This window comes from Pantoea sp. USMM079 (assembly GCF_037153115.1).
GTDB lineage: Bacteria > Pseudomonadota > Gammaproteobacteria > Enterobacterales > Enterobacteriaceae > Pantoea > Pantoea communis.
The window spans coordinates 80,871-99,271 of record NZ_JBBCKX010000003.1 but is presented as its reverse complement, the minus strand read 5'-3'; the positions used below and the strand labels follow the sequence as shown (position 1 = coordinate 99,271).

The window sequence follows — 18,401 nt, the reverse complement described above, 5'->3', positions numbered from 1 at the left end:
CTTTCCCTTATGGTTGCCTGTAAGGCTTAGGGCTAACTCAGTGTAAGGTTTGGTAAAAGTGAAATCTGTTAACAATTCACTTACGGAGCAAATATATGCCTTTATCACGGTAAGTTAGCGCGCTGTAACAGCGATATACCCCGGAAGTGTGATGCCTGCCATATAGACACAAGGTGAATACTTTGTTACTTTACGGGCACCATTTTTCAATTGGTATTACCAATTTACTCCGGACGTTTTCACAATAAGAAGGGAAGATGGCTTACAGTAAAATTCGCCAACCCAAGCTCTCCGATGCGATCGAGCAACAGTTGGAGTCTCTCATTATGGAAGGGACGCTCCAGCCAGGTGAAAAGCTTCTCCCCGAGCGCGAACTGGCGAAACAGTTTGATGTCTCACGTCCATCCCTGCGCGAAGCGATTCAGAGCCTGGAAGCCAAAGGCCTGCTGCTACGCCGTCAGGGCGGTGGTACCTTCGTGCAAACAAATCTCTGGCAAAGCATGAGCGATCCTTTAGTCAGCCTGCTTGCCGAACATCCAGAATCCCAGTTTGACCTGCTGGAAACCCGTCACGCGCTGGAAGGTGTTGCTGCCTATTATGCGGCGCTACGTGGCACGGATGAAGACTTGCAGCGTATTCGCGACTGCCATGTTCACATCCAACAGGCGCAGGACAGCGGCGATCTGGATGCCGAAGCAGATGCAGTGATGAAGTATCAGATCGCTGTCACAGAAGCCGCCCATAATGTGGTGCTTTTACACTTGCTGCGTTCCATGGGCCCTATGCTGGAACAAAACGTCCGTCAGAATTTCGAATTGCTTTACGCTCGCCGGGAAATGCTGGCGAAAGTGAGCGGTCACCGCGCCAGTATCTTTGAGGCGATTGTGGCTCGTGAGCCAGAACAAGCACGCGAGGCATCCCATCGTCACCTGGCGTTTATTGAGGAAATCTTGCTGGATAGAAGTCGGGAGCAGAGCCGTCGTGAACGCTCCCTGCGTCGTTTACAGCAACGTAAGGAATAACGCACGGCAACGAACGTGCGGACATAAACGACGGGCCTGTCTTACTTGTGCTGTGAACCAGAAGCAAAGCACAAGCAGACAGGCTCCTGATAATTCAACGTATTAGACACAGATAAGGAACACACCCCATGTCAGAACGTTTACAGAATGACGTGGATCCGATCGAAACTCGTGACTGGCTACAGGCGATCGAATCGGTCATCCGTGAAGAAGGTGTTGAGCGCGCGCAGTATCTGCTTGATCAGGTATTGAACGCAGCACGCAAAGGTGGCGTGAAAGTGGCTGGCGGTGCGTCGGCTATCAGTAACTACATCAACTCTATTGCTGTTGAAGATGAACCGGACTATCCGGGCAACACCTCTCTTGAACGTCGTATCCGTTCCGCAATTCGCTGGAACGCCATTATGTCGGTCCTGCGTGCATCGAAGAAAGATCTGGAGCTGGGTGGTCACCTCTCATCTTTCCAGTCTTCTGCCACCATTTATGAAGTGTGCTTCAACCACTTCTTCCGTGCGCGCAGTGATAAAGACGGCGGCGATCTGGTTTACTTCCAGGGTCATATTTCTCCAGGCATCTACTCACGTGCTTTCCTTGAAGGCCGTCTGACTGAAGAGCAGATGAATAACTTCCGTCAGGAAGTGCACGGTAAAGGTCTGTCTTCTTACCCGCACCCGAAACTGATGCCTGATTTCTGGCAGTTCCCAACCGTTTCTATGGGCCTCGGTCCATTGAACGCGATCTATCAGGCGAAGTTCCTGAAATATCTGGAACACCGTGGCCTGAAAGACACGTCTAACCAGACCGTTTACGCCTTCCTCGGTGATGGCGAGATGGATGAGCCAGAATCTAAAGGTGCGATCACCATCGCCACCCGTGAGAAGCTGGACAACCTGGTGTTCATCATTAACTGTAACCTGCAGCGCCTCGATGGCCCGGTTACCGGTAATGGCAAAATCATCAACGAGCTGGAAGGCATCTTTGCCGGTGCTGGCTGGAACGTGATTAAAGTGATCTGGGGCGCACGTTGGGATGAACTGCTGAAGCAGGACACCAGCGGCAAACTGATCCAGCTGATGAACGAAACCGTTGATGGTGACTACCAGACCTTCAAATCCCGTGATGGCGCCTACGTGCGTGAGCACTTCTTCGGTAAATACCCGGAGACCGCTGCACTGGTGAAAGACTGGTCAGACGAAGAGATCTTCGCCCTGAACCGTGGTGGTCACGATCCGAAGAAAATCTACGCAGCACTGAAAAAAGCGCAGGACACCAAAGGTCAGCCGACCCTGATCCTGGCACATACCATCAAAGGTTATGGTATGGGTGACACGGCGGAAGGTAAAAACATCGCGCACCAGGTGAAGAAGATGAACATGGATGGCGTTCGCTACATCCGTGATCGCTTCAACGTGCCAGTGGCTGACGATCAGATCGAAAGCCTGCCGTACGTGACCTTCGAGAAAGGTTCTGACGAATATAACTACCTGCACGGTCAGCGTGAGAAGCTGGGTGGCTACCTGCCAACCCGTCAGGCAGAGTTCAGCGAGAAGCTGGAGATGCCAACGCTGGAAGAGTTCAAACCGTTGCTGGAAGAGCAGAACAAAGAGATCTCGACCACCATCGCGTTTGTACGTGCCCTTAACGTGATGCTGAAGAACAAGTCGATCAAAGATCGTCTGGTGCCAATCCTTGCGGATGAAGCGCGTACCTTCGGTATGGAAGGTCTGTTCCGTCAGATCGGTATTTACAGCCCGAACGGCCAGCAGTACACCCCGCAGGACCGTGAGCAGGTTGCTTACTATAAAGAAGACGAGAAAGGCCAGATTCTGCAGGAAGGGATCAACGAGCTGGGCGCAGGTTCATCCTGGCTGGCGGCGGCGACCTCTTACAGCACCAATAACCTGCCGATGATTCCGTTCTACATCTATTACTCGATGTTCGGTTTCCAGCGTATCGGCGATCTGATGTGGCTGGCGGGCGACCAACAGGCGCGCGGCTTCCTGGTCGGCGGTACCTCAGGTCGTACGACGCTGAACGGTGAAGGTCTGCAGCATGAAGATGGTCACAGCCACATTCAGTCGCTGACTATTCCGAACTGTATCTCTTACGATCCGTCTTACGCGTACGAAGTGGCGGTCATCATGCAAGATGGCCTGGTACGCATGTACGGCGAAGCGCAGGAAAACATCTACTACTACATCACCACGCTGAACGAAAACTACCACATGCCTGCGATGCCGCAGGGTGCGGAAGAGGGTATCCGTAAGGGTATCTACAAGCTGGAAACCGTAGACGGTAGCAAAGGCAAAGTGCAGTTGCTGGGTTCAGGTTCTATCCTGCGTCACGTGCGTGAAGCGGCACAGATCCTGGCGAAAGACTATGGCATCGGTTCTGATGTTTACAGCGTCACCTCGTTCACCGAACTGGCTCGTGATGGCCAGGATTGTGAGCGCTGGAACATGCTGCACCCAACCGAAGCCCCACGCGTACCGTACATCGCTCAGGTGATGAACGAAGCGCCAGCTGTTGCCTCAACCGACTACATGAAGCTGTTCGCAGAACAGGTTCGCAGCTACGTTCCTTCAAGCGATTATCGCGTACTGGGTACCGATGGCTTTGGTCGTTCAGACAGCCGCGAAAACCTGCGTCACCACTTCGAAGTGGATGCATCGTATGTTGTGGTTGCAGCGCTGGGTGAGCTGGCTAAACGCGGCGAAATCGATAAGAAAGTGGTGGCAGAAGCGATCACCAAATTCAGCATCGATGCCGATAAAGTTAACCCGCGTCTGGCTTAAGAGGTAAGAGAGTAATGGCTATCGAAATTAACGTACCGGATATCGGGTCAGACGAAGTTGAAGTCACCGAGATTTTGGTCAAGGTTGGCGACACCGTTGAAGTTGAACAGTCGCTGATCACCGTGGAAGGCGATAAAGCCTCGATGGAAGTGCCTTCGCCACAGGCTGGCGTAGTGAAAGAGATTAAAATCTCTACCGGTGACAAAGTGAATACCGGTTCGCTGATCATGATCTTTGAAGCAGAAGGCGCAGCGGCTGCTGCACCAGCGGCAGAAGAGAAAAAAGCGGAAGCGGCTCCTGCTCCGGCGGCTGCGGCCGTCAGCAAAGAGGTCAACGTGCCAGACATCGGCGGTGATGAAGTTGAAGTCACTGAGATTCTGGTGAAAGTGGGCGATAAAGTTGAAGCTGAACAATCTCTGCTTACTGTTGAAGGCGACAAAGCTTCAATGGAAGTGCCAGCACCGTTCGCGGGCGTGGTGAAAGAGATCAAAATCGCGACTGGCGATAAAGTGAATACTGGCTCGCTGATCATGATCTTCGAAGCAGAAGGTGCTGCACCGGCTGCGGCCCCAGCGGCGAAACAAGAAGCGGCTCCGGCTGCAGCCCCTGCTGCTGCGGGTGGCGCGAAAGACGTCAACGTGCCAGACATCGGCGGCGATGAAGTTGAAGTCACTGAAGTGCTGGTCAAAGTGGGCGACAAAGTCACCGCTGAGCAGTCACTGATTGTGGTTGAAGGCGACAAAGCGTCAATGGAAGTGCCTGCGCCATTCGCCGGTACGGTTAAAGAGCTGAAAGTGTCTACCGGCGATAAAGTCAGCACCGGTTCACTGATCATGGTGTTCGAAGTAGAAGGCGCTGCGCCTGCTGCTGCGGCACCTGCGGCGAAACAGGAAGCGGCTCCGGCTCCAGCGGCAGCGAAACCTGCTGCAGCACCTGCGGCGAAAGCTGACGTGAAAGGTGAGTTTGCTGAAAACGACGCTTACGTCCACGCTACCCCGGTGATTCGTCGCCTGGCGCGCGAGTTCGGTGTCAATCTGGCGAAAGTCAAAGGCACCGGCCGTAAAGGTCGCATCCTGAAAGAAGACGTACAGTCTTACGTGAAAGATGCAGTGAAACGCGCAGAAGCGGCTCCGGCTGCCGCGGCAAGTGGCGGAAGCCTGCCGGGTCTGCTGCCTTGGCCGAAAGTGGACTTCAGCAAGTTTGGTGAAGTGGAAGAAGTGGAACTGGGGCGTATCCAGAAGATCTCGGGTGCGAACCTGAGCCGTAACTGGGTGGTTATCCCGCACGTTACGCACTTTGACAAGACTGATATCACCGATCTGGAAGCGTTCCGTAAACAGCAGAACGCCGAAGCGGAAAAACGTAAGCTGGATGTGAAGTTTACCCCTGTGGTGTTCATCATGAAAGCCGTTGCCGCTGCGCTGGAGCAGATGCCGCGTTTCAACAGTTCACTGTCTGAAGATGCACAACGCCTGACGCTGAAGAAATACATCAACATCGGTGTGGCGGTTGATACGCCAAACGGTCTGGTGGTTCCAGTGTTCAAAGATGTGAACAAGAAAGGCATCACTGAACTGTCGCGTGAGCTGATGGCGATTTCTAAGAAAGCGCGTGATGGCAAGCTGACCGCTGGCGATATGCAGGGCGGTTGTTTCACCATCTCCAGCCTTGGTGGCCTGGGCACCACGCACTTCGCACCTATCGTGAATGCGCCAGAAGTGGCGATCCTCGGTGTGTCTAAGTCTGCGATGGAACCGGTGTGGAACGGCAAAGAGTTTGAACCGCGTCTGATGATGCCAATCTCTCTCTCCTTCGACCACCGCGTGATCGACGGTGCTGATGGTGCGCGCTTTATCACCATCATCAACAACACACTGTCCGACATTCGCCGTCTGGTGATGTGAAGTTAATCAAGGCCGGCAAATGCCGGCCTTGTTGTAAGCATTCGGAGTTGCCGCGGTTGGCAGTTTATTAACAATTCTGTAAACTCTTGCGGTGAAATGTCCCGGTGGATTTAGGGCATGCAGAGCCTGGGATAGGCTCTACGTCTGGCCGCCGGCAATCTAATAAGAGGTCATGATGAGTACAGAGATTAAAACTCAAGTCGTGGTACTTGGGGCAGGTCCTGCAGGTTACTCTGCAGCCTTCCGTTGCGCTGATTTAGGTCTGGAAACCGTAATCGTTGAGCGTTACAGCACCCTCGGTGGTGTTTGTCTGAACGTAGGCTGTATCCCGTCAAAAGCGCTGCTTCATGTTGCGAAAGTGATCGAAGAAGCCAAAGCACTGGAAGAGCACGGTATCGTGTTTGGCCAGCCGCAAACTGACATCAACAAGATCCGTACCTGGAAAGAAAAAGTTATCACCCAACTGACTGGCGGTCTGGCCGGTATGGCGAAAGGCCGTAAAGTGAAAGTGGTAACCGGTCTGGGTAAATTCACCGGTGCTAACACCCTGGTGGTGGAAGGTGAGGGTGGCGCAACCACCATCAACTTCGACAACGCGATTATCGCTGCAGGCTCGCGCCCGATTGAGCTGCCATTCATCCCACACAACGATCCACGCGTGTGGGATTCAACAGATGCGCTGGAACTGAAAGAAGTGCCTAAGCGTCTGCTGGTTATGGGCGGCGGCATCATCGGTCTGGAAATGGCCACCGTGTATAACGCGCTGGGTTCAGAGATCGATGTGGTTGAGATGTTCGACCAGGTTATCCCTGCTGCCGATAAAGACGTGGTGAAGGTCTTCACCAAACGTATCAGCAAGAAATTCAACCTGATGCTGGAAACCAAAGTCACTGCTGTTGAAGCGAAAGACGATGGTATCTACGTGTCAATGGAAGGCAAAAAAGCCCCGGCTGAAGCGCAGCGTTATGACGCAGTGCTGGTGGCGATTGGCCGTGTGCCAAACGGTAAAGGCCTGGATGCGGGTAAAGCGGGCGTGGAAGTGGACGATCGTGGGTTCATCCGCGTCGACAAACAGCTGCGTACCAACGTGCCACACATCTTTGCTATCGGCGACATCGTCGGTCAGCCAATGCTGGCGCACAAAGGTGTGCACGAAGGCCACGTCGCGGCAGAAGTGATTTCTGGTCTGAAACACTACTTCGACCCGAAAGTGATCCCTTCTATCGCCTATACCGAGCCAGAAGTTGCCTGGGTAGGTCTGACCGAGAAAGAAGCGAAAGAGAAAGGCATCAGCTACGAAGTCTCCACCTTCCCGTGGGCTGCTTCTGGCCGTGCAATCGCTTCTGATTGTGCAGACGGTATGACCAAACTGATCTTCGACAAAGAAACTCACCGTGTGATCGGTGGCGCGATTGTCGGCACCAACGGCGGCGAGCTGCTGGGTGAAATCGGTCTGGCGATCGAAATGGGCTGTGATGCAGAAGACATCGCACTGACCATTCACGCGCACCCAACCTTGCATGAGTCAGTTGGTCTGGCGGCAGAAGTGTTTGAAGGTAGTATCACTGACCTGCCAAACGCGAAAGCGAAAAAGAAATAATTTTTCGTGCTAAATAAAGAAACGGCTCCTTAATGGAGCCGTTTTTTATTACGGGTTCTATTAAATTGAATCGATAAATAAGGCGCTGGAGCTAACGCATAAGCCCTGCCGGAAATAGCAGGGGCGAACCCCTGCTATTGAAGCGTTACGGCCTGACTTCGTAAGCCATTACCGCAGATAATTCAGCAGTGAATACCTTGAATCGTAATTCACAGAGTGTATTGCGATTCACCAGGCACAATACTAATAGCATGAGCCCGCCGATAATCAGCTTGCTGAATGATAACTTCATAATCACTTACTCCTTGCATTAGCACGAGCAAGCAACTACCCTAACATTGCTTAGGTGTTTCGGGTAGTTGCCTGCTCGTGCGGTTGATGAAAATTGACCGCATGAGTTTCTCCTTCCACAACCCACCTCAATTGATAATGCTTGAGGCAGATTGCCTCAAGCGCCCGCAGGCAGTCTACGCGTTTTGTTTCTTATTTCACGTCTAATTTATCTTTAATTTTAATTAAATTTCCCAGTTTTATCGTTAGTCTTTAATTAAAGGTGTTAAGTGTTTGTGTCATTAATTATTGATATCTTTAATCCAATCAATAAAATGCCTGAGCGGTGCGGAAAGGTATTTCCTGCTGGGGTAATAGAGCCAGAATCCTTCTTCAATCTGCGTATACTCAGTAAGTATTTCAACTAATTCTCCCTCCGCCAAAGCAGCGTTGACCGCGTCCTGATGTAAAAAGGCGATACCTAATCCGGCACATGCCGCTTGCAGAATGCGCTCATTATTGTCCAGCACCAGTGAGCCTTTTACCGCCACTTCCTGCTTGCGCCCGTCTTGCCAAAATTCCCAACGATAGCGACGTCCACTCGGAAAGCGCCGCTCAATACAGGGAAACTGCAATAACTCCGCCGGGAACTGCGGAACGCCATGTTGAGCAAGAAAAGCCGGGCTGGCCACCGCCAGTGCGCGCATCGGCTTGCCAAAGGGCACTGCGATCATATCCTGCGCCAGCACATCGCCATAGCGTACGCCTGCATCAAAACCACTCTCAACGATATCTACCAACGCGTCATTGCTGTCGATCTCCAGCGTAATCTCCGGGAAGCGTTGCACGAACGGTAAAATGACGGATTGGAAAAACAGCGCCTCCGCCGAACGCGGCATGCTGATGCGCAACACGCCACGAGGATCGCGACGCCAGTCATTCAGTTCATCCACCGCCTGTGAAAGATCGGCCAGCGCAGGCTGGATACGCAGCAAGAATCGCTCGCCGGCTTCGGTCAGCGCCACTTTACGCGTGGTGCGGTGCAGCAGACGCACTCCCAGCCTCTCCTCAAAGTTGCGCATGGCGTGGCTCAGGCTCGAGGGCGTGACATTTCGCTCCTCAGCGGCTTTGCGAAAACTCAGATGCTGCGCGATAGCGGCAAACATCTCCAGTTCCTGCATTGATGCACGGTAGTTGTTCATTGCTGAATTCCACTCACTAAATCAACGAAAATCGCGCAATTGTTGCTGCGATTGCTGAGGTTTATAACATTAACACCGTAAGCGAAGAGGATAAATCAATGCAACAGCGTCAATTAGGCAGTCAGGGATTACAGGTTTCAGCGTTAGGATTGGGCTGCATGGGCATGAACTTTGCCTATGGTCAGAATGATGAAAAGCAAGCGTTGAATACGCTGGCGCGTGCATTTGAACTCGGCGTCAATTTCCTCGATACCGCTGAAGTGTATGGTCCTTTCACCAATGAGATGTTACTGGCGAAAGCGATCAAAGGCCGTAGCGATATCAAAGTGGCGACCAAGTTTGGTTTCCGCATTACCGATCATGGGGAGGGCTGGGAGCGCATTACCGGTGCCAATAGCGAACCGGCGCATATCCGCCGCGCCGTGGAAGGCTCACTTCAGCGCTTGGGTGTCGAAGCCATTGAATTGCTGTATCAGCATCGTCTCGATCCAGCCGTGCCGATTGAGGATGTGGTAGGCGTGATGGCGGATCTGGTGCGTGAAGGGAAGGTGAAGTATCTCGGTTTATCCGAAGTCTCATCGGCCACTTTACGCCGCGCGCAGGCGGTGCATCCGATTTCGGCCCTGCAGAGCGAATACTCACTGTGGACGCGCGATCCGGAGCAAGAAATTCTCGCCACCTGCCGTGAGCTGAATATCGGATTTGTCCCTTACAGTCCGTTAGGCCGCGGCTTCCTCACCGGTAAATTCCCGGCGGCGACCACGCTGGCGGAAGATGATTTTCGTCGCTATCTGCCACGTTTCCAACAGGACGCACAGGCGCATAACCAGAAGTTAGTGAATCAGCTTTCAGAGATGGCTGCAGGTTATGATGCGACAGCAGCACAACTGGCGCTGGCGTGGGTGCTGGCGAAAGGTGAGGATATCGTGCCGATCCCTGGTGCCAGTAAAATCGCCAATCTGGAACAGAACTGTGCTGCGGCCGCTCTCACACTTCATTCAGCCGATATCAAGGCCCTGGATACGCTATTCAATCCACAAAATATTCAGGGTGAGCGCTACAACGAAAGCGAATTCACCCTGGTCGATCGCTAATTTTTAGCCCTTCAATCACAAAATGGCAGGCTCAGGTGGCCTGCCATTTTGTGTGACCCCGCTCAAAATCCAGATAAATCTGCTAAATAACGCGCGGATGTTGCTTTTTTGTAAACAGATTAACAATCAGCCGAAATGCTGCTATGCTGGCCGACGCGGAACCGGGCACCTCGCCCTACTGTTTGACAGCATCAAGAGGTGCACCGGAAAGCTATACAATGAGAGCGAGGAGAACGTCGTGCTAGAAGAATACCGTAAGCACGTTGCCGAGCGTGCTGCCCAGGGAATCGTACCTAAGCCGTTAGATGCTTCCCAAATGGCCGCGCTGGTTGAACTGCTAAAAAACCCGCCAGCGGGTGAAGAAGAATTCCTGACCGATCTATTGGTCAACCGTGTACCCCCAGGTGTTGATGAAGCGGCTTATGTAAAAGCTGGTTTCCTGGCAGCTGTCACTAAGGGCGAAGCCCTCTCTCCTCTGGTTACTCGCGAAAAAGCAGTTGAACTGCTGGGCACCATGCAGGGCGGCTATAACATCCATGCGTTGATTGAAGCGCTTGAAGATGAAGCACTGGCCCCTATCGCCGCTGAAGCCCTGTCTCATACGCTGCTGATGTTCGATAACTTCTACGATGTCGAAGAGAAAGCAAAAGCGGGTAACCCACACGCGAAAAAGATTATCCAGTCTTGGGCGGATTCGGAATGGTTCCTGAAGCGTCCTAAGCTGGCAGAAAAAATCACCACCACCGTGTTCAAAGTGACCGGCGAAACCAACACCGATGACCTCTCTCCGGCACCGGATGCATGGTCTCGCCCGGATATTCCACTGCACGCACTGGCGATGTTGAAAAACCCACGTGATGGTATCGAACCCGACGATGCCGGTAACATTGGGCCGATCAAACAGATCGAAGAATTGCAGAAAAAAGGCTTCCCACTGACCTACGTCGGTGATGTTGTCGGTACCGGTTCTTCCCGTAAATCCGCCACCAACTCGGTGTTGTGGTTCATGGGCGATGACATTCCGTACGTGCCAAACAAAAAAGGCGGCGGTCTGTGCCTCGGCGGTAAAATTGCACCGATCTTCTTCAACACCATGGAAGATGCGGGCGCACTGCCGATCGAAGTGGATGTTGATCGTCTGAACATGGGCGATGTGATTGACGTTTACCCGTACAAGGGTGAAGTGCGCAATCATGAAACCGACGAACTGCTGGCGACCTTCGAGCTGAAAACCGAAGTGCTGCTGGATGAAGTGCGTGCCGGTGGCCGTATTCCACTGATCATTGGTCGTGGCCTGACCACCAAAGCACGTGAGTCTCTGGGTCTGCCGCACAGCGATGTGTTTGTGAAAGCCAAAGACGTTGCAGAGAGCACCCGTGGTTATTCACTGGCGCAGAAAATGGTTGGCCGTGCCTGTGGCGTTGAAGGTATCCGTCCGGGTGCCTACTGTGAACCTAAAATGACCTCTGTAGGTTCTCAGGACACCACCGGTCCAATGACCCGTGATGAACTGAAAGACCTGGCGTGCCTCGGCTTCTCATCCGATTTAGTCATGCAGTCGTTCTGTCATACCGCAGCCTATCCAAAACCGGTTGACGTAACCACCCACCACACGCTGCCTGACTTCATCATGAACCGTGGCGGTGTTTCACTGCGTCCGGGCGATGGCGTTATCCACAGCTGGCTGAACCGTATGCTGCTGCCCGATACCGTCGGCACCGGTGGCGATTCACACACCCGTTTCCCAATCGGGATCTCCTTCCCGGCGGGTTCTGGTCTGGTGGCATTTGCTGCTGCGACCGGCGTGATGCCACTGGATATGCCTGAGTCGGTACTGGTGCGTTTTAAAGGCGAAATGCAGCCGGGTATCACCCTGCGCGATCTGGTTCACGCCATCCCACTGTACGCTATCAAAGCGGGTCTGCTGACTGTTGAGAAGAAAGGGAAGAAAAACATCTTCTCTGGCCGCGTGCTGGAAATCGAAGGTCTGCCGAAACTGAAAGTGGAGCAGGCATTTGAACTGACCGATGCGTCAGCTGAGCGTTCTGCAGCGGGCTGTACCATCAAGCTGGATAAAGAGCCGATCATTGAGTATCTGAACTCAAACATCGTGCTGCTGAAGTGGATGATCTCCGAAGGTTACGGCGATCGTCGTACGCTGGAGCGCCGTGTAGAAGGCATGCAGAAATGGCTGGCGGATCCGCAACTGCTGGAAGGCGATGCGGATGCAGAATATGCGGCAGTGATCGATATCGATCTGGCCGAAATCAAAGAGCCAATCCTGTGTGCACCAAACGATCCGGACGATGCGCGCTGGTTGTCTGATGTGCAGGGCGAGAAGATCGATGAAGTGTTCATCGGTTCTTGTATGACCAACATCGGTCACTTCCGTGCAGCGGGTAAACTGCTGGATGCGCACAAAGGCCAGCTGCCAACCCGTCTGTGGGTGGCACCGCCTACTAAGATGGATGCCGCACAGCTGACGGAAGAGGGCTACTACAGCGTCTTCGGTAAGAGCGGGGCGCGTATCGAGATCCCAGGCTGCTCACTCTGCATGGGTAACCAGGCACGTGTGAAAGACGGTGCGACGGTGGTTTCCACTTCGACCCGTAACTTCCCGAACCGCTTGGGTACCGGCGCGAATGTGTTCCTGGCATCGGCGGAGCTGGCAGCAGTCGCCTCACTGTTGGGTAAACTGCCAACCCCAGACGAGTACCAGCAGTTCATGGTTCAGGTTGATAAGACCGCGGCAGATACTTACCGCTACCTCAACTTTGACCAGCTGGGTCAGTACACTGAGAAAGCCGACGGCGTCATCTTCCAGACCGCTGTTTAATCGGCGCGAAGGATGAAGAGGGGACGATGCGAATCGTCCCTTTTTTTATGCGCTGTTTTCCTAGGGCATGTCCAGGCATAATGCGAGCGCGATCCCACTTTATTCAGCGCGCTACGCACAAAATGCACCTAACCGGTGCTGCACGTCGCGCCATTAGCTACACGAGGCAAACCCATGGAGTATGAATTTCTGCGTGATTTGACCGGGCAGGTCAAAGTACGTATGTCGATGGACCACGAAGCGGTGGGGCATTGGTTCAATGAAGAGGTCAGCGATAATCTGGCCCTGCTGGATGAAGTGGAAGCGGCCGCGCGGGCAGTGAAAGGCACTATCAATCAGTGGCAGCGTGTCGGGCATGAATACACCATCTGGCTGGATGAAGAAGAGGTGATGATCCGAGCCAACCAGCTGGCGCTGGAAGATGATGGCATGGAAGAGGGCATGACCTATTACGACGAAGAGAGTCTGTCATTTTGCGGCGTGGAAGATTTCCTCGCAGTGATCGCGGCGTATCGTCAATTTCTGGCGGGGAAATAACCCGCACGAATGCGCATGCGTTGTCGCGATCGTCTTGCACGCCAGACAGCGTAATTTTTTCGGCCTCCTGCACCCTCAGTGCTGCTTCAGCCGCGCACGGGCCGTAGCGGCGCAATGTATTGCGCTCCCCAAGGCCATAGTGCTGCCTCAAACACGCACGGGCCGTAGCGGCACAATTTATTGCGCTCCCTACGGCCACATTGCCGCCTCAAACTCGTACGGCCCATAGCTACCGTTGGCACATCAAACCGTGGCAATCGGTGTCGCCGGTGAACCCACCGCGCCAGGTAGCCGCAGTGGTGGGGCGGTGAGCAGAAACGCATGGCGCTGTTGCTGCGCCAGCCAATCCGCCAGCGGACTGAGTAACATCAGTTCGCCGAGATACACTCCCAGCCGGAACAGACAGAGATCGTGCAGCGGATGCGACGGATAAAAATCATCGTTCATTGGGCGTGCCGGTAAAATCTCTACCGCTGGGTTATCGGCGATCAGCGCCACCACGCCGCTCTCGACGATCCAGTTGCGCAGCTGCTCATCACTGCCATCCAGACCCGCAAAGTGGCTGTTTAAAAACGTCATATCCGGCTCGCCCTGCATCGCCAGAATCGCTTCATCCATGCCGGTGCGGAAACACACCATATCGCCCTGGCGCACCTCGATACCATCCGCCTGTAAAATCTGCTGCAGATGCTGATAACCAAAGGCAAACCGCTCGGTGCCAAAGTGACGTTTAATATCAATCATCACCGCGCGGCCTTGCATGCCGTGCTGCGCCACATTTTCGATGCCGAGTTTCTTCGCGCCCAAATGGCTGCCGTGGTCGCAGCCACAGCCGCCGCGATAATCCGTTTCCCCAACGATATCGACATTGGCTTTGTAGCCGTTGTAGAACACCATCTCGGGCTCGCCGTTGCCATTGACATCAAACCACTGGCCCATATGCGCCAGGCTGTCCCATTGCGTTGAGTATTGCAGCGCCAGCGTCACGGTATCATCGCAAATCACGTCGGTGAGCAGTGGATTATCGCGCGATAACGGATAGGTCATATTGGCATGCTCGCCGCGTCGTGTGGCATTGAGCTGCGGCGGCGGACGGCGCGGGTTCATCGCCGTGCCGCCCGGTAAGTCGAGCGGTAAACTCAGGCAGAACGTTTGCCCGGTTTTCACTTCGGCTACGCCTTCCAGCACCTTTTGCGCGGTCAGGAGATTCAATCGACCGAGTTGATCGTCGGGACCAAAATCACCCCAGGTCGCGTGCGCCGGGCGTTGCTTCCAGCGAGTATTCATACTTCTCTCCTTAAGTTGCCTTCCAGTGCTGCGGCAGATTCGGTGCCCATCGGCTGCACACGCGGCAGCCAGAAGGCGTAAATCAGCGCTCCGACGACACCGATCACCCCGGCGATCTCCAGTGGGATCACAAAGGAGTGGGTGTATTGCATGATCACCCCGATCAGGATAGGTGAAATAATCCCGGCCAGATTGGCCGCCATGTTCTGGATACCGCCGATGGTGGCGACGTTCGCGCGGTTGGGTGCGACATCAGACGGCAGTGCCCACAGCGCGGCAGAGGCAAACGTGGCGGCGAAGTTGGCAAAGCAGAGTGCCGCCAACGCCAGGCCAACAGTTGGGGAAAATGCCGCCAGACCGATGGTGGCACTACCCAACATGCCGCCCACCAGCGGAATTTTGCGCGCCACGCTCAGCGAGTAGCCGCGACGCACCAGTGAATCGGACAGCAACCCACCGCACCAACCGCCAACAATCGCTGCCAGCCCTGGCAGCATGCCGAGCAGGCCGAATTTCATCAGTGAGAGATGGAAGGTTTCCACCAGATAGGTTGGGAACCAGGTAAAGAAAAAGTAGGAAACAAAGTTAATGCAGAAGAAGCCGGCCATCATTGCCTGTACGGCACGTTGGCCCAGCAACTGTCGCACACTCATCGGCTCGCCGGTTTGCGGATCCTGGTTGGCCTCGATGAATTCCACTTCCTCAAGCGAGACGCTTTTGTGATCGCGCGGATCGCGATACCACAAGTACCATGCCAGTGCCCACACCACCGCCACCACGCCGGAGATGACAAATGTCATACGCCAGCCGACCAGCGCGATCAGGAAAGAGATGATCGGGATCGCCAGCGTGCCACCGATCTTACTGCCGTTGTTGAAGGTGGCAGCGGCAAAGCTGCGCTCCTGACGCGGGAACCAGCGCGTGACCGTCGACGAACTGGCGGGATAGCTGGGCGCTTCCACGGCACCTAAAACAAAGCGGAAGCCCACCAGAGCAGCGATGGAGCTGGCCAGGCCACAGGCGGCGGTGGCTAAACCCCAGCCCAGGCTGCTGACAGCAAAAGTGATGCGCGGGCCGAGTTTATCCACCAGCCAGCCGCCGGGTAGCTGGAACAGCACATAGCTCCAGAAAAATGCCGAGAGTAATAAGCCGCTGTCGGTGGGCGAGAAGTGCAGCTCCTGGCTCATAAACGGCATGGCGACACTCATGGCGGCGCGATCGATATAGTTGATGGCGATGCCGACTGACAGCACCGTGAGAATGACGAAACGAAATTTCCCTTTCGCTTTACTTGCCTGAATTGCAGCAGGTGATCCATTGGAATTCAGCGACATGTCGCCTCCAATTGTTTTTTATTTTCTGTAGGGGAAACGCCGCATCAGGACGATGCGGCGAGTTTGGCACTTACGCGCCGCTTACCACGGAGTGTGGATGATGCGCCTGTTCCTCATCCACGATGGGTTCGACTTTGCCCATCAGGAACAGGTAGTTAAGAATACCGATAACCACTAATACAGCAGAGAACACCAGTGCCCAGGTGAAGTGGCCTGTCGCCCCAACGATGGCACCAGTAATAATCGGCCCCACCGCACCGCCCATGTTGGATACGGTGTTTTGCAGGCCTGCCACGATCGACACGCTGTTCTGCGGTGCCACATCGCCAGGCAGTGCCCACACCTGAGAAGCCGCAACGGTGGTGCCCGATTTGGCGATACACAGCAACAGCACGGTCATAAATACCGAGTCAGTGAACGGGGCGAAGCCGATACACAGTGCCATCATCAGACCAATAGTCAGGAACAGCTTGCGCGTGGCGGTCAGTGACAGCACTTTTTTGTGCACCATGCGATCCGATGCCCAACCGGCCAGCACTTCAATCACCATGCCGCAAATCAGCGGCAGCGCAGCCACCATCCCCATCTTAAGGAAATCCATGCCTTTATCTTTTACCAGGTAGGTCGGTAGCCAGGTGATAAAGAAGTAAGAGGTGTAGTTGATGGTGAAGAAGCCAATGCACATTGCCCAGATATTGCGGTAGCGCAGCAGTTTGTACCACTTCATCGGACGTACGCTTTTGTCGCCGTGTTTCTGCGCCTGGCCATTACGGATAAAGCGCACTTCATCCTGACTGATCGATTTGTGATCTTCCGGGTTTTCCGCATAGATGAAGTACCACGCAATCACCCAGAACACACCGAGTGAACCAATCACCAGGAAGGTGATGCGCCAGTCGAACATGGCGATCATAAATACGATCAACGGCATGGCCACGGCACCACCAAACTTCGAGGCGCTGTCGAACAGGCCTGAAACGGTGGCACGTTCGCGATCCGGGAACCAGCGCGCGGTTATCCCGGCGTTGCTCGGATAGGCTGCGGCCTCACCGACACCCAGCGCTAAACGCAGCGCCAGTAGAGATTTAAAGCCGGTTGCCAGGCCCATCGCCATGGTAGCAATTGACCACCAGGCCACCGCAATACCGAGACCTTTTTTCTGACCGAAGCGATCGGCAAACCAGCCTGCCGGGATCTGCAACAGCGCGTATGACCAGAAGAACGCTGCCATGATAAAGCCCATCATCTCGGGATTAATGTCGAGCTCTTTGATCAAATGCGGGGCAGCCGCAGAGAGTACGGTACGGTCAATATAGTTAATGGCGATCGCCAGCCACATCAGGCCAGCAATCCACCAGCGAATGCGGGTAGAGCGAGAGGTGTTGTTCATAATATTTTTTCACCTTCCCGGTGTCTTTCGCGCTGTCGCGGCGTTGACTGCAATCATCCACCCCACATTCGGGGGACAGATGACCTTGTCGCTGGCGTCAGCACCAATGACTGGGGATTAAAATTGGGATTAAGTAGGGTTTCGAGAAAATTAATCCAGCCCGTTCATAACATTTGTCGGGCGCTCGCCCTGTTTGATGCACTGCACAATCTGCGCGACGCAACGTTCACCAATGGCACTGATGGCACCGTCGGTGTAACCCGCGATATGCGAAGTCGGGATAAAGTTGCTGAGGGTGAACAGCGGATGTTCCGCCAGCGGTTCCTGCTCAAACACATCGGCGGCCGCGCCAGCGATGACGTTGTCCAGCAGTGCCTGATACAGATCTTGCTCATTGACGATGCCACCTCGTGAGGCATTGATCAGGAATGCACTCTTCTTCATGCGCTTGATGCGCGCAGCATCGAACAGATTCTGGGTTTTATCGGTGAGCGGCTTGTGCAAGGTGATGAAATCGCTGCTTTCGGTCAGCTGATCGAGGCTGACGAATTCGATGCCATGCTCGGCGGCAAATTTTTCATCCGGATAAAAGTCGAAAGCAATCACGCGCATGTTGAAGCCTTTGGCACGCAGCGCAACCTGTTTACCGATATTCCCGAGGCCGATAATGCCCAGCGTTTTGCCATACACATCGGTGGCAAAGATGCGCGGCCAGTTACCGGCACGGGTTTCAATTGCAGCCTGGGTAATCTGGCGTGCGCTATTCAGAATCAACGCGAACGCGAAGTCAGCCACGGCATGTTTATTGGCATCCGGCACATTGGTGACGTAAATGCCGCGTGCGCGGGTGGCATCCAGATTGATGTTGTCGACGCCCACGCCATGCTTACACACGAGCTTCAGCTGAGGTGCTTTTGCCAGCAGTGCTTCATTCACATCGGTAAAGGCAACGATCATCGCCACGGTCTCGGCCAGATGCGGCTCCAGCGCGCTAAGCGGTGCATCGGCGGGCAGGGTGATCAGCTCAAAACCCTGCTGTTCCAGCGCATCAATAGGCGCAGCGTCGTATTTGGCGAAAGACGGTGAAGTACAGATAACTTTCATAGCGTTTCCCAATCCTGGTGTTGGAA

The 18,401-nt window shown here is 54.2% G+C and carries 13 protein-coding genes; 7 read left to right on the top strand and 6 right to left on the bottom strand.

Annotated features, from left to right (window positions below; genetic code table 11):
* Positions 1–257 precede the first annotated feature (257 nt).
* The 4 genes from pdhR to lpdA all read left to right on the top strand — a co-directional run bounded on the left by pdhR (position 258) and on the right by lpdA (position 7,321).
* On the top strand, positions 258–1,022 hold the full coding sequence (gene pdhR / locus WFP70_RS07065; protein ID WP_034829622.1) for a pyruvate dehydrogenase complex transcriptional repressor PdhR: 765 nt from the start codon (positions 258–260) through the stop codon (positions 1,020–1,022).
* 128 nt (positions 1,023–1,150) lie between these two features.
* Positions 1,151–3,817 carry a pyruvate dehydrogenase (acetyl-transferring), homodimeric type gene (gene aceE / locus WFP70_RS07060; protein WP_034829620.1) on the top strand — a complete coding sequence of 889 codons (2,667 nt, stop codon included), beginning with the start codon at positions 1,151–1,153 and terminating at the stop codon, positions 3,815–3,817.
* Positions 3,818–3,831: 14 nt separating this feature from the next.
* Entirely contained in the window at positions 3,832–5,721 is a 1,890-nt protein-coding gene (gene aceF, locus WFP70_RS07055) for a pyruvate dehydrogenase complex dihydrolipoyllysine-residue acetyltransferase (RefSeq protein WP_337023069.1), read from the top strand.
* Between the two features lie 175 nt (positions 5,722–5,896).
* Positions 5,897–7,321 (top strand): dihydrolipoyl dehydrogenase, encoded by a 1,425-nt coding sequence (lpdA, locus tag WFP70_RS07050; protein WP_034829692.1) that lies wholly within the window; start codon positions 5,897–5,899, stop codon positions 7,319–7,321.
* A gap of 145 nt (positions 7,322–7,466) precedes the next feature.
* On the opposite strand, the gene WFP70_RS07045 is transcribed toward lpdA, so the two are convergent.
* Both WFP70_RS07045 and WFP70_RS07040 read right to left on the bottom strand, forming a co-directional pair.
* Complete coding sequence (locus WFP70_RS07045; RefSeq protein ID WP_097118356.1) at positions 7,467–7,613, bottom strand: Hok/Gef family protein; 147 nt, start codon at positions 7,611–7,613, stop codon at positions 7,467–7,469.
* A 280-nt stretch (positions 7,614–7,893) separates the two neighbouring features.
* Complete coding sequence (locus WFP70_RS07040; RefSeq protein ID WP_337023068.1) at positions 7,894–8,793, bottom strand: LysR family transcriptional regulator; 900 nt, start codon at positions 8,791–8,793, stop codon at positions 7,894–7,896.
* A gap of 98 nt (positions 8,794–8,891) precedes the next feature.
* On the opposite strand from WFP70_RS07040, the gene WFP70_RS07035 reads away from it, so the two are divergent.
* The 3 genes from WFP70_RS07035 (at position 8,892) to yacL (ending at position 13,260) form a co-directional block, all read left to right on the top strand.
* Positions 8,892–9,887, top strand: coding sequence for an aldo/keto reductase (locus tag WFP70_RS07035; RefSeq protein WP_313377558.1), 996 nt, complete (start codon positions 8,892–8,894; stop codon positions 9,885–9,887).
* Between the two features lie 238 nt (positions 9,888–10,125).
* A complete protein-coding gene (acnB, locus tag WFP70_RS07030) occupies positions 10,126–12,723 on the top strand; it encodes a bifunctional aconitate hydratase 2/2-methylisocitrate dehydratase (protein ID WP_337023067.1) in 2,598 nt (865 codons plus the stop codon).
* Between the two features lie 174 nt (positions 12,724–12,897).
* Positions 12,898–13,260 carry a protein YacL gene (yacL, locus tag WFP70_RS07025; protein WP_337023066.1) on the top strand — a complete coding sequence of 121 codons (363 nt, stop codon included), beginning with the start codon at positions 12,898–12,900 and terminating at the stop codon, positions 13,258–13,260.
* A gap of 243 nt (positions 13,261–13,503) precedes the next feature.
* Here yacL and WFP70_RS07020 read toward each other — a convergent pair whose 3' ends face one another.
* The 4 genes from WFP70_RS07020 to WFP70_RS07005 form a co-directional block, all read right to left on the bottom strand.
* Entirely contained in the window at positions 13,504–14,547 is a 1,044-nt protein-coding gene (locus WFP70_RS07020) for a cyclase family protein (protein ID WP_058960880.1), read from the bottom strand.
* The gene (locus tag WFP70_RS07015) at positions 14,544–15,881 is read right to left on the bottom strand and encodes an MFS transporter (protein WP_058960879.1); all 1,338 of its coding nucleotides are present in this window, start codon (positions 15,879–15,881) and stop codon (positions 14,544–14,546) included. Before WFP70_RS07015 ends, WFP70_RS07020 begins: the two co-directional genes overlap by 4 nt.
* Before the next feature lie 70 nt (positions 15,882–15,951).
* Positions 15,952–17,271, bottom strand: coding sequence for an MFS transporter (locus WFP70_RS07010; RefSeq protein ID WP_034829595.1), 1,320 nt, complete (start codon positions 17,269–17,271; stop codon positions 15,952–15,954).
* A 150-nt stretch (positions 17,272–17,421) separates the two neighbouring features.
* Entirely contained in the window at positions 17,422–18,375 is a 954-nt protein-coding gene (locus tag WFP70_RS07005) for a phosphoglycerate dehydrogenase (RefSeq protein WP_337023065.1), read from the bottom strand.
* Positions 18,376–18,401 lie beyond the last annotated feature (26 nt).

Excerpts from the sequence above, each read along its gene's own strand:
- pdhR (WP_034829622.1), top strand. The coding sequence starts at position 258 with ATGGCTTACAGTAAAATTCGCCAACCCAAGCTCTCCGATGCGATCGAG.
- aceE (WP_034829620.1), top strand. The coding sequence starts at position 1,151 with ATGTCAGAACGTTTACAGAATGACGTGGATCCGATCGAAACTCGTGAC.
- aceF (WP_337023069.1), top strand. The coding sequence starts at position 3,832 with ATGGCTATCGAAATTAACGTACCGGATATCGGGTCAGACGAAGTTGAA.
- lpdA (WP_034829692.1), top strand. The coding sequence starts at position 5,897 with ATGAGTACAGAGATTAAAACTCAAGTCGTGGTACTTGGGGCAGGTCCT.
- WFP70_RS07045 (WP_097118356.1), bottom strand. The coding sequence starts at position 7,613 with ATGAAGTTATCATTCAGCAAGCTGATTATCGGCGGGCTCATGCTATTA.
- WFP70_RS07040 (WP_337023068.1), bottom strand. The coding sequence starts at position 8,793 with ATGAACAACTACCGTGCATCAATGCAGGAACTGGAGATGTTTGCCGCT.
- WFP70_RS07035 (WP_313377558.1), top strand. The coding sequence starts at position 8,892 with ATGCAACAGCGTCAATTAGGCAGTCAGGGATTACAGGTTTCAGCGTTA.
- yacL (WP_337023066.1), top strand. The coding sequence starts at position 12,898 with ATGGAGTATGAATTTCTGCGTGATTTGACCGGGCAGGTCAAAGTACGT.
- WFP70_RS07020 (WP_058960880.1), bottom strand. The coding sequence starts at position 14,547 with ATGAATACTCGCTGGAAGCAACGCCCGGCGCACGCGACCTGGGGTGAT.
- WFP70_RS07015 (WP_058960879.1), bottom strand. The coding sequence starts at position 15,881 with ATGTCGCTGAATTCCAATGGATCACCTGCTGCAATTCAGGCAAGTAAA.
- WFP70_RS07010 (WP_034829595.1), bottom strand. The coding sequence starts at position 17,271 with ATGAACAACACCTCTCGCTCTACCCGCATTCGCTGGTGGATTGCTGGC.
- WFP70_RS07005 (WP_337023065.1), bottom strand. The coding sequence starts at position 18,375 with ATGAAAGTTATCTGTACTTCACCGTCTTTCGCCAAATACGACGCTGCG.